The organism is Alloacidobacterium sp. (genome assembly GCF_035631355.1).
Classification (GTDB): Bacteria; Acidobacteriota; Terriglobia; order Terriglobales; family Acidobacteriaceae; genus Alloacidobacterium.
This window is the reverse complement of sequence record NZ_DASQIX010000117.1, coordinates 1-14,244: the sequence shown is the minus strand read 5'-3', so window position 1 is coordinate 14,244 and position 14,244 is coordinate 1. Positions and strand designations below refer to the sequence as shown.

Below are 14,244 nucleotides of genomic sequence, written 5' to 3'. Positions count from 1 at the left end.
GCAGCGATTGGCGATCGTTGTTCCTTGCTACAACGAGGAAGAAGTGCTGCCGGAAACGGCTTCATGTCTGGAGTCTTTAATTCAAGAGCTAATCGCGGCTGGTCTCGTTCGCGAAGTTTCCCTCTACTTTATTGATGATGGTTCGACAGACCGCACATGGGACCTGATTGAAGTGATGGCCGCCGGGGACAGCCGCGTCCATGGAATCAAGCTTTCGCGGAATTATGGCCATCAGTCCGCGCTGCTTGCTGGGCTGATGAATGCGGAGGGAGATGCAGTCATCAGCATCGATGCCGACCTGCAGGATGACCTCTCTGCAATGAAGGACATGCTGGCCGCTTATTCTTCGGGGGCAGAGATTGTCTACGGCATAAGACGCGAGCGTTCCGCTGACACGCTTTTCAAGCGGGGAACGGCTGAAGGATACTATCGGCTGCTGCAGACAATTGGCGTTCGGCTGGTCTTTAATCATGCCGATTACAGGCTTTTGAGCCGGAGAGTGATTGAGGCGCTGCGCGACTACAAAGAAGCTAATTTGTTTCTTCGCGGGCTGATTCCACAACTTGGGTTCAATTCGGCAACGGTGTATTACGACCGCCAGGAGCGTTTTGCCGGGGAGTCCAAGTATCCCTTCTCAAAGATGCTTGGTCTTGCCATCGAAGGTGTCACTTCATTTTCGGAAGTTCCACTGAAGCTGATTACCGTGCTGGGAATTCTGATTTCGCTGGTCAGTTTTGGCCTGGCTCTGTGGGCCTTAGGCGTGAGAATTCTGAACCCGGCTGCGGTGCCCGGATGGGCGTCAATTGTGATTCCGCTGTATTTTCTTGGCGGGATTCAGTTGCTTTGCATGGGAGTGATCGGAATTTATCTGGCGAAGGTATATTCGGAGGCCAAAGGGCGGCCAAGATTCATTGTCGAGAAAACATTGTGAGCGAGGTTCTCCGGATTAAGATTGCGGCGAACTGCTGGGAGTACGGGCAAGAATCACCGAGACATTGTCTGAATAGATGGTCTTCCAGCCGTGTAGCAAAGGCAGAATTTTTACGACAGATTCGCCCTTGTCCAGCAGGCAGAAACGAATGCTGTATTTGTCCAGGACTTCATTCGGGTCGCCCTGCATCATGATGAACTTCCCGTAATCGCCGAGCACTCCTGCCCACTCAAAAATGTCTCCGCGTCCGTCGATGAAGACCGGATGTTCGGGCGCAGCCCAGATCAGATATCCGCCATAGGCATACTCGTTGAGCATATTGCCGGAAAGATGGTGGGCATTCATGAACTTGACAGCCTTTACCGGGCTCGATTCCTCAACCTGTTGCGCCAGGGCCTGCCGACGGGGAAACATCCAGAAGAGGGAGAGCAGTGACAGCGTGATAATCACAGCATTCGGCAGCCAACGGTCTTTCTTTCGGTCGTAGTTGTCCCAAGCAGTTGACAGCAGTCTGCACAGAGTGGGGGCGACCAGGATCCCGAAGACGAAAGTCATGCGCTCATGATGAACGGCAAACCATGTGGCAGCCGCAAGCAGCACCAACTCATGCCAGAAAAGTTTCGAGCGCTGGATAATGACTGTAAGGAAAATACCCGCAATAGCAGCCATCAGCACGATTCCTCGTCCGCTGGTCATCTGCAGCGGCTTCCATTCCGCGATGCTGCTGAGGTTGACGGGCAGGTGCAGCATGACATCTAACGGATACCGCACTAGCTTGATGCCCACGGGGTTGAGAAACAATGCCGCGGCAGAAGCGGCCAGCGCGAATCCCAGAAAGAGACGGCGGCGCGGCTCCCAACTCGTGGATTCGAGCAGACCCATCTCGAAATTAAAGAACGAACAGAACAAAATCAGTCCGGCTACGCCCAATCCGAATGAAAACGATCCGTGACAGTTCACCCAAAGCGCAAACAGAGGCGGAAGCCAGAAGAACCAGCGCGGACTGCGGGTGCGTCCCAAATGAAGTATTAGCAGCTCAACGATGAGCAGCAGATAGCCGATCATTTGCGGCCGCACCGCATAGCCAACCGTTGCAAAAACCCAGATGATCAGCGCTCCCGCCCACCCGACTTTCGCATTGCCTGAATAAAGCGAACAGAGAGCGTATCCGGCGATGAGTAATGCCGAGGTAAAGAAGCACATCCAGAACATCAGGCCGGAATAGCCCGCCCATCGATAAGCGCCATAGATGAGCGCTTGCGAAAGCCATTCCTGCGGAACGGTGCTGTGATGATTCGTTGTATAGGAAAATGTGTCAGTAGTGGGTACGCTGTGGGTGGTCCAGATGACTTCACCCATCTTGAGGTGCCACCACATGTCCGGGTCATTGAAACGAGACCGCACGGTCAGCAGGGCCAGGACGATCAGAAGACAGGCCAGGACGGCAGGGAAGGAACAGACGCGTGCCAGAACGACTGTGCGTTCAGGTGCGGCTGTCTGCTCGACAGCAACAGACGCGGTGCTCATACTGTGCCGGTGTCGAAATCCCGCCCTTCAGATTCAACCATGACTTCTTCCATAGGCTGGTCGGCAAGCCGGATCAGCCGGTGCAGATAAGCACGGGAAATAGAAAGACTGCGCGCCGCGAGCGTTTTGTTTCCATGGTGCTCACGCACGGCAGTCGTTGCCAGCTTGACCTTGTAGTCGCGCAGAAGCCGCTCGAACGAACCGTCGGGGTGATAGTCGTTGATGTTGATGACGTCATCTTCGCGGAGATTACCCGGCAGGTCTTCGGCGCGAATGTTATTAGTCTGAGAAATGATGATGGCCTGCTGTATGACGTTCTCGAGCTCGCGGACATTGCCTGGCCAGGAATAGTGCTGCAGCATCTGCATCGCGTCCGGCTCGATTTCGTGCATCGGCTTGGCATACTCCTCTGAGTAGCGCTGCAGGAAGTGCATGGCAATGGCGGGAACGTCTTCCGGATGTTCCTGCAAAGCTGGCGCGTCGATTCGCATGACATTAATGCGGTAGTAAAGGTCTTGGCGGAATTTGCCCTGTGCCACCATTTCAGCCAGATCGCGGTGCGTCGCGAACACAAGCCGCGCGCGTAGAGGAATGATACGAGTGCTTCCGAGGCGGGAAAATTCGCGCTGCTGCAAAACGCGGAGCAGCTTGACCTGAGTGCTGAGGCTCAGTTCGCCAATTTCATCCAGGAAGAGCGTGCCATCGCCTGCCTGTTCCAGATAGCCTTCGCGCGCGCCAACGCTTCCGGTAAAAGCGCCCTTTTCGTGGCCAAATAGCTCGGATTCGATGAGTGTCTCTGGGATCGCCCCGCAGGAAACGGCAACAAACTTGCGCGTGAAGCGGGCACCTGTATTGTGGATTGCCCTGGCAATCAGCTCCTTGCCGGTCCCGCTCTCTCCCGTGACCAGAACCGAAGCATTAAGATTGGTGACGCGGCGAACCAGCTCGTAAACGCGCTGCATCGGCTCGGAATGCCCGATCATCTGATCGCACTGGATGGCGAATTTGCTGATCCCGCCGGTATTTCCCGGTTTTTCCTGTGCGGTATTTTCCGGCTGCGGCTGCGGCTGTTCTGCCTTAGGCTCCCGCGCAAACAAGCCATTTTCATGCGCACGGTAGAGCATCGCCTTCAGCTCACGAACCGATGGCGGCTTACGGCAATAGCCATGCGAGCCAAGCTGCACCAGTTCTACCGCTGCCGGGCGAAGGCTGTCATCGGCCATCACCACCGAGGGGATGCGATCTCCAGCGATGCGGCGGCAACAATCCATCCGCCGATCGAGAGAACCGCAATTGGAATCCAGGTCGAGAACCACCACATCGCAATCCTGCGAGGCGAGCAGTCGAGAAATTCCGTCCTCTTGAGATTCGAGGACGACCTGAAAATCCTTACCCAAAGCAGAAGAAAGAAGAGGCTGCAGTTTCAAGTCCTCTGAAAAAACCCCGATCCTCAACATTAGTCAGCATTGCTCCTTGATTGCACTAAAAGATGCAGCGAAAGTGGAAACCCTTTTTTTTAGTAGGGAACAATGCTCTAGGTTTCCACCCTCTTTCGCCTGAACAATGGTCGCCTGCCTGCAGATTTTAGTCGTTGCTCTACCACACCTTTGTCTTTGCTCTAGCGCACACACGCCAGTCACAAGCGTTTAGCAGTTGCCGAAGTCAGCGTTGCTCCTTCATTGCGCCAAAAGATGCCGCGGAACCACTGCCAACATCACACAAAGCGGTGTCTGCGTTTCGTGGCATCGCAAGTGGGGGAGGGAATTTTGTGGGCTGCGATACAAACTGTTTTTGACAGCTTGACTTATCCTCGCCTAAAGCAATGGAAAGTCTCACTACCGATGTTCATCTATCAGGTGGTGTGTCTTATATAAATATCGGATTCTGTCAAGAAGGTCGATAGTACTTCGGTAACATTTTCCAAAAATAGAAGTAATTCCACGTCGGATATTGCTAACAGTAACTCGACTTTTGCTCCACCTAGATGACGCGACGATTCGCGGTGAAAACCAACTGCCAGCCGCTAACATCGGTTGTTTCATCCAGATAACTCGACAAATGGCATTTCAGTTGCACTGAGGCCCTGCATGATCTACCGCAAACTGGACGCGCTTCTTCTGATGAGCGCCGTTGCCATAACTCGCTTTGCCTTTCGAAGCCACTACCTTTACGACATAGATTCGGTCAATTTCGCCCTCGGGATGCAGCATTTCGATCCACGGGTTCATCAGCCTCATCCGCCTGGTTATTTCCTTTACATATCTCTTGGCCGGCTATTGAATCTCCTGTTTCATGATGCCAATCTGGCACTTGTGGTCTTGAGCATCGTTGCCAGTTGCGGGACGGTAGCCCTTATCTATTTTCTGGCTTGGGATTGGTTCGATCAGAGGGCAGCGCGGTTTGCTGGCCTGCTTTTCCTGTTTTCGCCGCTCGCATGGTTTCATGGCACAGTCGCGCTGACTTATAGCGTTGAGGCTTTCTTTTCCGCACTTCTGGGGTATCTATGCTGGCGTGTCTATTGCGGGCGGCGCAGTTATATCGTGCCGGCTGCAGTCACTTTGGGGTTCGCCGCCGGCGTGCGGCCATCGTCATGTCTGTTTTTAGCGCCGCTTCTTCTTTTTGCTTTAAGCAGGACAAAGATGAAGGGAATATTAGTTGGAGTAATGGCTCTTGCTGTGGTGGTTTGTAGCTGGTTTTTACCTATGATTTCCGCAGCCGGTGGAAGTAGGGCTTATTTCAGCGCGCTATTGTCATTATGGCAAGCAGTCCCGGCAAAAGACACGGTTTTTAACTCTTCTCCTGCCACTTCGATCGGCCGCGCGCTCACAATTGTCTTTATCTACTTTTTGGTGTTTGGTGCGGCTTCGCTGGCTCCGCTTCGCTGGCCGCGAGGGATTGATGCATCCGACCGGGGGAAGAAGATATTCAGCATTATCTGGATTGCTCCGGCGTTGTGTTTCTTTACGTTCATCTTCCTTAAGTTCGTTAACAGCGGCTATCTGCTGATTATGGCGCCTGCGGCGTGTGTCTGGCTCGGATCAGCGATTTCTGATTGGTATGAGAATGGCGCTGGATCGAAAGCGTTCAAGGTTGCAGTAATGGCGCTTGGCGCAGCCATCAACGTCGTCATTTTCATTGCGGCGCCTCTTTATTGCTCGTACCGGTCCGTCAGGCGATTTGAGGCTGAACTGCAGGACGTTGTAACGGCCTTCCTGCAGGTGGCTCCAGCCGGCAACACCTTGATCGTCGGGTTTGACTCGCATTTCCTGGGCTATCGCCATGCGGGCTATTATCTGCCTGCCTATCTCACCCTGCAGTCGCCAGCGGTGAGGCTGAGGGACGGGACGCGCATCTTTGCCATGCAGGGGCGCGGCACGCGCCTGCTCTCCGAACTGCCGGTTGGCCCGTGGACCCAATTCGTATTCTTCCCGCTTCCGAATCAGGGCGCTGACTACAAGGAGCACTTGAGGGAAGCCATGAACAAACTTCCCGGTGGAAGCCTGCGAACGATTTCTGCAAATGGTCATGACTTTGTCCTTGGCCCGATTTCTGATCTGCCATTGCTGTTCCCAAGGGCGTCGACAACGACAAAACAGGGTCGCTAGGGGTGTATATCTGCTTTTCCACTTGGGCAGTACGGCTGTAAACGGACGTGCACACTCCCTGGTGGGGAGAGAGCTAAGGTCCTGAATCCAGACGCTCAACAGTCTTTTACGGTTTGGACGGAGAATTGCTTTTTCCATAGTGTTCCACTCCCGAACTGTTGAAGAGAGTCCGAGTATGCACTCAACCGCCTGGTGGCCAACCCTGATTGTTCTCGTCATTGCGACGTTTACCGATCTGCGCAGCCGCCGCATTCCGAACTGGCTGGTCTTCCCCTTCATGATTGCTGGGATGGCTGTTTCGGGTTGGCTTCATGGGTGGAACGGGTTGGGTCACAGTCTCGCTGGCTTTGCATTAGGTGGCTTGCTCTTTGGGGTTTTGAGCATGATGGGCGGCATGGGGATGGGTGACGTAAAGCTATGTGCCGCTATTGGAGCCTGGGTGGGGCCGGGACAATTGATGATTGCCCTGGTCCTTACAGGCATCGTCGGAGGCATTATGGCGCTAGTCTGGGCCGCCTGCGGAGGCTTTCTTGGCGAGTTGTTCAGCGGCGCCGGCGACCTGGTCTTTGGCCTGAAGAAACGCGGACTGCGCCCTCATCCGGAATTGGTGCTGGACAATCCGCTGACACGCAAGATGCCGTATGCGCCTGCGATTGCCATTGGAACACTTGTATCTTTTTTTTCGCGTTGATCGGGAAATGAAAATGACGACTGCTTTGCTCGCAATATATCTCCCCCGTAACCATCAACGGGAGTGCTGCGGCTGGCAGGGGGCCGTAAGTCAATGATATCGACCTTTACCCAGAACCCGGATGCTCTCGGCGCCCACGTCTTGTCGATCGCGTTGATTGGCCCAGGGGGGACATCTCGCAGCGCTATGACAAGCGCCTTGGCGGAATCACAGGCGAATGTAACCCGGGAATTTCCATCTTATCCTGGCCTGGACGACTTGCCCCAGATGCTGAATGCTGAGTACGACGTCATCATTATTGAGCTGGACAGCAATCCGGAGCACGCGCTCGAACTGGTGGAGAACATTTGCGGCAGCAGCTCGGCGACCGTTATGGTTCATTCCGCACAGTCGGATGCGGAGTTATTGGTCCGTTGCATGCGGGCAGGTGCTCGAGAATTTCTCAACGCTCCAGTCATTCCGAGCACTATTGCCGAAGCACTGGTGCGTGCCTCAGTACGCCGTCCTTTGGGCCGCCCCGGCAAGCGGGCAACCGGGAAGCTGGTAGTTTTCACCAGCGCCAAGGGTGGCTCCGGCGTAACTACGGTGGCGAGCAACTTTGCTCTGACTCTCGCACGCGAATCCGGTCAGAGCACGGTATTGATTGACCTAGACCTACCTCTTGGGAATGTAGCGATTGACCTTGGAATAACAACGCAGTTTTCTACCGCAAACGCAATTGAGAGCTCGGATCGATTGGACTCGAACCTTCTTGCCACGCTCTTGACCAAGCATCGCTCAGGTCTATCCGTACTAGCCGCGCCCGATAGATATACCTCGATTGATGTATCGGACCAAGCCGTTGAAAAGTTATTAAACATTGCCCGGCAGGATTTTGACTATGTAGTTGTTGACGCCGGCTCAACCGTAGGATCAATGTGCAAGACGCTTTTTCGAAGCGCCAACATTGTCTATCTGGTAACGCAGGTCAGCATCTCCGGTTTGCGCAATTCCAATCGCATCATTGCTGAATTTTTTTCCTCGCCAGGCGGTCCTGAGATTGAGATTGTGCTGAATCGATTTCTGCCGCGTTCGCTGGGCATCGACGAAGAAAACATAACAAAGGCACTGACCCGGCCTATCCATTGGAAGATTCCGAGCGACTACATCGCTGCCCGGCGTGCCCAGAATACGGCCACTCCGCTCGCAATGGAGGATAGCCCCATTTCCCAGGTCATTCGGCAGATGGCCAGAACGGCGTGCGGCTTGCCCGCAACCGCAGACAAGAAAAAGAAATTCGGACTCTTCTAACGTATGGGCGTTTTCGAAGAGATTGAACGGATGGCATAAGCGTGGAAAATACAATTCTTGAAAAGTTCAAAACGGAAGTACACCGGACGCTGATCTCGAAGCTCGATCTGGAAAAGCTTTCTCGCGTTAATTCCAGCCAGGCGCGGCAGGCGGTTGCCGCCATGGTCACTGAAATTATCAGCGACCAGAGGGTGCCGTTGAATTTCAGCGAGCAGGAGAAGATACAGGCCGACCTTCTTGATGAGGTCTTCGGCCTCGGGCCTCTGGAGCCGCTTCTGCGTGATTCGAAAATCTCCGACATTCTGGTCAACGGCAAGGACAGGATATTTATTGAGCGCGGGGGTCTTCTGCAGAGAACTGGAGCATCATTCCGCGACGATCGTCATCTTCTGCAGGTCATCGACCGCATTGTGTCGCGCGTTGGACGCAGGGTGGATGAATCTTCGCCAATGGTGGACGCTCGTCTGCCCGATGGCTCCCGCGTCAACGCCATTATTCCGCCTCTGGCCCTCGATGGGCCGGCATTGTCGATTCGCCGCTTCGGGACCGGTCCCGTCGGAGCAAGCCAACTCGTAGAATTGAAGAGCATTTCACCAGAGATGCTGGAACTAGTGGCCGGCGCGGTGCGCGCGCGCATCAGCGTGTTGATTTCCGGGGGCACCGGCGCCGGTAAAACGACATTTCTCAATATTCTTTCTCAATACATTCCGCAGACCGAACGCATCGTCACCATCGAAGATGCGGCCGAATTGCAACTGGCGCAACAGAACATTGTGCGCCTGGAGACGCGCCCGCCGAACATCGAGGGCGTAGGGGCCATTCGTCAGAGACAGCTGCTGATCAACAGTCTGCGTATGCGTCCGGATCGCATCATCTTGGGCGAGGTCCGTGGAGAAGAAGCCTTTGACATGCTTCAGGCCATGAACACCGGTCACGAAGGTTCGATGGCGACGATACACGCGAACACGCCACGCGATGCCCTGTCGAGGTTGGAATCGATGGTTGCGATGACAAACATGAATCTGCCGGAGAAATCGGTGCGCCAGCAGATCGCTTCGGCAGTCACGGTTATCGTTCAGGTCTCTCGAATGAGCGATGGCACACGTAAGGTAGTCAGCGTTTCTGAGATCACGGGCATGGAGGAAAACGTGATCACTATGCACGAAATTTTCGCCTTCAGGAAGAAGGGCATTGGTCCGGACGGCAAGGTCCAGGGTGCATTTATGCCGACGCAGATCCGGCCCAAGTTTCTTGAAAGGCTGCGTGTGTCGGGGATTTTATTCCCGCAGAGCATGTTCGAACGTGTGACGGAAGTCAATTAAGAAAGGCAAAGGTCGATAAGTATGTTATTGCCGCTCCTGATCGTATTTTTAGGCGCATTTGTGGTCCTGGCGTTAGTTCTGCTGGGAAGCGGCGTTGGCGTATCCAAAGAGACCAAGAAGACCCTTGCTGTTCTCGCGTCGACGCTGGCCGTCGACAAGCCGGAGAAGTCTAAAGACCCAGTTGTTGATATCCGCAAAGAGGAGTTGTTTAGCGCGATACCCTGGGTCAACCGCTGGCTGTTGAAGCTTGATGTCGCTCCGCGCTTGAGCCGGCTGCTTTACCAGGCCAATTTGAAATGGACCGCGGGAGCGCTGATCCTGACGTCGGTTACGTGCTGCGTGATTCCCGCATATCTGATGTATGTGCGATCCACAGGAGTGATTCTGGCATTGCTGATTGGTGCGCTTTCGGGCTTCACGCCGTTTGTTTACGTGCTGTGGAAGCGAAAGAAGCGCTTTGACAAATTCGAGGCGGAATTGCCTGAAGCACTTGACATGATGGTGAGCGCATTGCGCGTAGGCCAGAGTCTGGTTTCCGCTCTGGATCTGGTGGCAAAGGAATCCCCCGACCCAGTTGGCTCCGAATTCAGAATCTGCTGCGAGGAGCAGAACTACGGGCTCGAGTTGAGAACTGCGCTGCACAACCTGCAATCCAGGGTTCCATTGCAAGACCTGAACATGGTAGCGACGGCGATTCTGATCCAGAAAGAGACTGGAGGAAATCTTGCGGAAGTTCTTGACAAGGTAGCCAACGTGATTCGCGAGCGGTTCAAACTGAAACGCCAGATCAAGGTTCATACCGCACAGGGACGTATGACGGGTTGGATTCTTTCTTTCCTTCCTGTGATGCTTGGATTAGCGCTGTACTTGGTCAACCCGGACACGATGAGTCTTTTGTGGAAGCGCGAAATTGGCATAAAGCTACTTTATGCTGCGGGCTTCATGATGATTACTGGAGCTTTGATTATTCGCAAGATCGTTCGAATGGACGTTTGAAGGGTTAGCTATGGGATTTGCGGCAATTTCGTTTCTCGTCATCTTCCTACTGATAGGCAGTGGCGGACTCCTGCTCTTCTATCGCGAGGCGATGATGAAGCGTCTCAGCGACGTGGTTACGCCACGCGCAAAACAGACGCGCTTGAGGGATGCCTTTCAGCAGACGAGCTCCTCTATTAGCGATGCGATGGGCCATTTGGAGCGCATTTTGCCAAAGAGCCAGACGGAGATTTCAGTTGTTCAGCAAAGATTGGTTCGCGCTGGTTATCGCTCTGAGTCTGCGCCGAAGTTTCTTTTTGGAGCCAAGGTACTGACCCCGCTGATCCTCTGCCTTCTGGCGATGGTTTCGGGCTTAGGGAACTTCAATCCCTTTATTGTTTATGCCTTTGCCCTCGGGGTGGGATATCTTGGTCCAGATTTTTGGCTGGGACGAAAAATAAAAAAACGGCAGGATCGGATACGCCGCGGGCTGCCGGATGTATTGGATCTGCTTGTTATCTGCATTGAAGCCGGCTTGAGTATGGACCATGCAACGGCGCGTACAGCTAAAGAACTGGAAAGCGCGCAGCCGGACATCGCCGATGAACTGGGCGTTACGGTGCTGGAACAGCGTGCTGGCGTCTCCCGAGGAGAAGCCTGGAAGCATTTTGCCGAACGAACTGCAGTGGAGAGCGTGCGTGCTCTGGTCAACATTCTTATTCAATCAGAAAAGTTTGGAACGAGCGTCGCCAAGACCTTGCGCACTCATTCCGAAACATTAAGAACGCAGCGCCGCCAGAAAGTGGAAGAGTTAGCGGCGAAGACCACGGTCAAGTTGGTCTTTCCGCTCGTCTTTTTCATTTTCCCGTCGTTGTTCCTGGTGACACTGGGGCCGGCCGCTATTGTCATGGCGGAATCATTTCACAAATATTTTAACCACTGAAGGGAAGGAGGATAGACATGGACAGCGTATTAATTATCCGGGTAGTTGCCGGTGTTCTCTTTGTCGTTGTGCTGGGCATTCTGATCCAGCGGCGCAGAACGCGCGTTCAGTAGTCAATAACGCCAGCGTGCTTGCGGTCAGGGCGTTGTTCTCTATATTGGGCCACGACGGGGCAGCTTAAGCTGGCTCAAGTTTCGAAGTAATAGCATCGGGCATGCTCGATCGAGTGCAGAGGGAAGGAGGATGGACATGGACAGCGTAACGATTATCCGGGTAGTTGCCGGCGTGCTCTTTGTCATCGTGTTGGGCATTTTGATCCAGCGCCGCAGAACGCGCGTTCAGTAGCCAAGGTTCATCCTGGTTCGCCTGCATTGCTCGAAGCCAAGAAAGAGTGTGACGCAGGGAACGACCTGGCGTATGGTGCTCCTTCATGGAAGGAGTATGGGCCCTGTTTTCTGATGCGGCATGGTCAAAGGGATGGGCATGCCGCCCAGAAAAAACTCAAGCGCGACCTGGATGCGGACACAGATCCTGGCCCTGAAAATTAACGCGCCCGTTTTGCGGGCACACAACCACGGGAAGGAGGCGTATTGGAGAAGAAGAAGTATTGCATATATAACCAGACGCGCGAATGCTTTCTCAGCTTGAACATCACGCGCGCCGATACGTCCTTCGAGCGCCTCAAGGGTTTGATCGGCAGGCTACGGCTCAGGTATGACGAGGGGCTGTGGATGGTGCCCTCCAGCGGAGTGCATACCATTGGCGTGCTGTTCCCGCTCGATCTGATTTATCTGGATGAGGATTACCGCGTTATTCATTGCATTGAATACTTTCGTACATTTCGTATCGCGCCTTTGCGCACCAATGCAGCAAGTGTGTTGCAGTTGCCTATCCATACGCTCTACTCTTCACAGACGCAGCAGGGAGACCAATTACTGATTTGCCCGCCTGAAGAAATGGAATCGCGGCTAAATGAGCAGGTCGCCTATCACCACAGCATGAAGGAGCGAGCAGGGTAAAAGTAATTATCAAGACGTTATTATGAGGAAGCTAATCGGTATTTATCTCCCGATGACGAACGGTCCCCTCGACATGTAATGTCCCCCCTCGTTACCTACTTCTATGATGGAGAAAGTGCCACTCCGGCAGCACATAGGGTTAAAGACATAAGCTCGACCGGGCTGTATCTGCTTACCGAGAGGCGCTGGTATCCGGGCACTCTGATCATCCTGACGCTCCAGATGACTGAGGTAGCGGATGGAGGTGCTGAAACCACCATCGCCGTCATGGCCAAGGTCATTTGATCCGACTCGGACGGCGTTTCTTTCAAGTTTATCTTTACTCCGTCTGGAGCCGGGTGTCAGCAGAGCAAAAGCCTGACGCCGTTATTGAAAGAAGTCCAAGGAAAGGCCCGTTAGCAACGGGCAATTTTGTGCCGGATCAGCAGCAGTGGATAGCGGAAGGGCGTCAGAGTCGAACAGCCGAAGACCTGCGGAAGCCCGAAGAAAGACGGCAGCGGAAAGCAGCGGATGATCCGCAAAGGTTAGCAGCGGAGTTGGCAGCGGAAGAGGGGCAGCGAATAACTCTGGAGGATTTGGAACGGCTAGCAGTGGAAGAGCGGCGGCGACTAGATGCATGGTTGGCAGCGAAAGAGTGGCAGCAACTGTCGGCAGAAGAGCGTAACCAGCGGAGGAAGACTTAGAATCAGCGAGGCAGTTGCCGATGGAGCTGTGGCATGTGTGACCTCAGAGAAAAAGGATGTTCCTCCCACAGCATTCCAGGTTCAGAAATCCCCTATAGATAGAGCCACTCGGAGCATCGCTCCTAAAGAGACAAGCAGGTCTGGATATCCTGCACCGTCTCGATTACGTTTCCCGAGGAATAATCAGCAATACTTCAACGGCGGTAATTTGGCCGTCCTGCGTTGCGGGACGAAACTGCCATTGTTGAAGCGCGCTCAGGACAAAATGTGATTGCGCGAACTGCTGCGGAAAGACCACTGACAGCTGCTCAAAATGCCCTTTGGTGTTGATCATCCCATGAACCAGGATGGCGTCGCCATTTGTGTCGCTTGGCGCCAAGTGAGGCCGAACGACGACAAATGGCCACGGAGCGTCGGGACGCACAGCGTCTCCTCCGGCGGCCGCTTCGGCGTTAAGCGGCAACGAGTACTGAAGAATCCAGCTTCGGGCGAGGCCTACATGGAGATAAACAGTGTATGCCAGCCTGTCTGTCCACGCGCCTTGCGCTTCCGGATACTCATCAGCCGGAGAAGAGCCAACCACCACAACCCCAAAATGGCCGTCTCTTGGCAGCATAATGCGTGAATAGGCAGGATCATTGCCAGTGCCGTTCTGTCCGGCTATTCCGCTGCCCGCAGTCGCATCGCCCTGATCGCCTAAAGTCTGGCCCGCGCCGGCTCCAGGTTGCTTGTTTGCCTGGTTTCCACCACCGTCCTGCGGAGGGGTTTCGGGCCTTTCGGGCGCCAGCAAATCGGTTGAGGATGAAGGGGCGGTTTCGTTGATCATGGGCAAGGGAACCGCGCCTTGCTGCAGCAGCACATCCGAGAGAGACATGACGCGTGCAGGCGTCGGTGGGGTGATGGACTGCGATCCTGTCTGCGGAACCTGATTGGCCGCGTCTGGCCGGTAGACAGTCATTGGTGATGAAGTGCTCGGGGACGGCATCGGCAATTCCGTTCGAAACGGATTGGGAGAAACCCTCATGTCGGCCAACTTCAGCTCAGGATTTGGAGGGTCAAGAGAAGGTTCGACACTCGCGTTCGTCGCCTCCTGTAGGGGTGGCGGAACAATCTTTTCTGTCGGATTATTTTCTGTGGCCCACAGCAGCGCGAGCGGGACAGGCATCTTCTGCGGAATTACAACGTTCGGCGGCAGGTCAGGCTGAACTAGTGTCTGTGGCGCAGGCGTCAGTTGTGCTATGTGGCGGGAACCGGAGGG

At 54.3% G+C, this 14,244-nt stretch carries 12 protein-coding genes; 9 read left to right on the top strand and 3 right to left on the bottom strand.

The window, feature by feature from the left end; translation table 11 throughout:
• Positions 1 to 931 (top strand): glycosyltransferase family 2 protein (locus VEV40_RS20115; RefSeq protein WP_324834865.1); only part of this gene is annotated, 931 nt, incomplete at its 5' end.
• A gap of 15 nt (positions 932 to 946) precedes the next feature.
• Here VEV40_RS20115 and VEV40_RS20110 read toward each other — a convergent pair.
• Together VEV40_RS20110 and VEV40_RS20105 are read right to left on the bottom strand one after the other, a co-directional pair.
• On the bottom strand, positions 947 to 2,458 hold the full coding sequence (locus VEV40_RS20110; RefSeq protein ID WP_324834864.1) for a hypothetical protein: 1,512 nt from the start codon (positions 2,456 to 2,458) through the stop codon (positions 947 to 949).
• Entirely contained in the window at positions 2,455 to 3,885 is a 1,431-nt protein-coding gene (locus VEV40_RS20105) for a sigma-54 dependent transcriptional regulator (protein ID WP_324834863.1), read from the bottom strand. The genes VEV40_RS20110 and VEV40_RS20105 overlap by 4 nt, the downstream gene beginning before the upstream one ends.
• Positions 3,886 to 4,545: 660 nt before the next feature.
• On the opposite strand from VEV40_RS20105, the gene VEV40_RS20100 reads away from it, so the two are divergent.
• The 8 genes from VEV40_RS20100 (at position 4,546) to VEV40_RS20065 (ending at position 12,588) form a co-directional block, all read left to right on the top strand.
• Positions 4,546 to 6,063, top strand: coding sequence for an ArnT family glycosyltransferase (locus VEV40_RS20100; RefSeq protein ID WP_324834862.1), 1,518 nt, complete (start codon positions 4,546 to 4,548; stop codon positions 6,061 to 6,063).
• Between the two features lie 175 nt (positions 6,064 to 6,238).
• A complete protein-coding gene (locus tag VEV40_RS20095; RefSeq protein ID WP_324834861.1) occupies positions 6,239 to 6,754 on the top strand; it encodes an A24 family peptidase in 516 nt (171 codons plus the stop codon).
• A 186-nt stretch (positions 6,755 to 6,940) separates the two neighbouring features.
• Positions 6,941 to 8,044 carry an AAA family ATPase gene (locus VEV40_RS20090; RefSeq protein WP_324834860.1) on the top strand — a complete coding sequence of 368 codons (1,104 nt, stop codon included), beginning with the start codon at positions 6,941 to 6,943 and terminating at the stop codon, positions 8,042 to 8,044.
• 41 nt (positions 8,045 to 8,085) lie between these two features.
• Positions 8,086 to 9,366 (top strand): CpaF family protein, encoded by a 1,281-nt coding sequence (locus VEV40_RS20085; protein WP_324834859.1) that lies wholly within the window; start codon positions 8,086 to 8,088, stop codon positions 9,364 to 9,366.
• Between the two features lie 21 nt (positions 9,367 to 9,387).
• Complete coding sequence (locus VEV40_RS20080) at positions 9,388 to 10,362, top strand: type II secretion system F family protein (protein ID WP_324834858.1); 975 nt, start codon at positions 9,388 to 9,390, stop codon at positions 10,360 to 10,362.
• 10 nt (positions 10,363 to 10,372) lie between these two features.
• A complete protein-coding gene (locus VEV40_RS20075) occupies positions 10,373 to 11,284 on the top strand; it encodes a type II secretion system F family protein (RefSeq protein ID WP_324834857.1) in 912 nt (303 codons plus the stop codon).
• Positions 11,285 to 11,874: 590 nt separating this feature from the next.
• Positions 11,875 to 12,303: a DUF192 domain-containing protein gene (locus VEV40_RS20070; protein ID WP_324834856.1), complete on the top strand. Its 429-nt coding sequence runs from the start codon at positions 11,875 to 11,877 to the stop codon at positions 12,301 to 12,303.
• 78 nt (positions 12,304 to 12,381) lie between these two features.
• Entirely contained in the window at positions 12,382 to 12,588 is a 207-nt protein-coding gene (locus VEV40_RS20065; RefSeq protein WP_324834855.1) for a hypothetical protein, read from the top strand.
• A 561-nt stretch (positions 12,589 to 13,149) separates the two neighbouring features.
• On the opposite strand, the gene VEV40_RS20060 is transcribed toward VEV40_RS20065, so the two are convergent.
• The coding region (locus VEV40_RS20060) for a hypothetical protein (RefSeq protein WP_324834854.1) at positions 13,150 to 14,244 on the bottom strand (1,095 nt) is incomplete at its 5' end.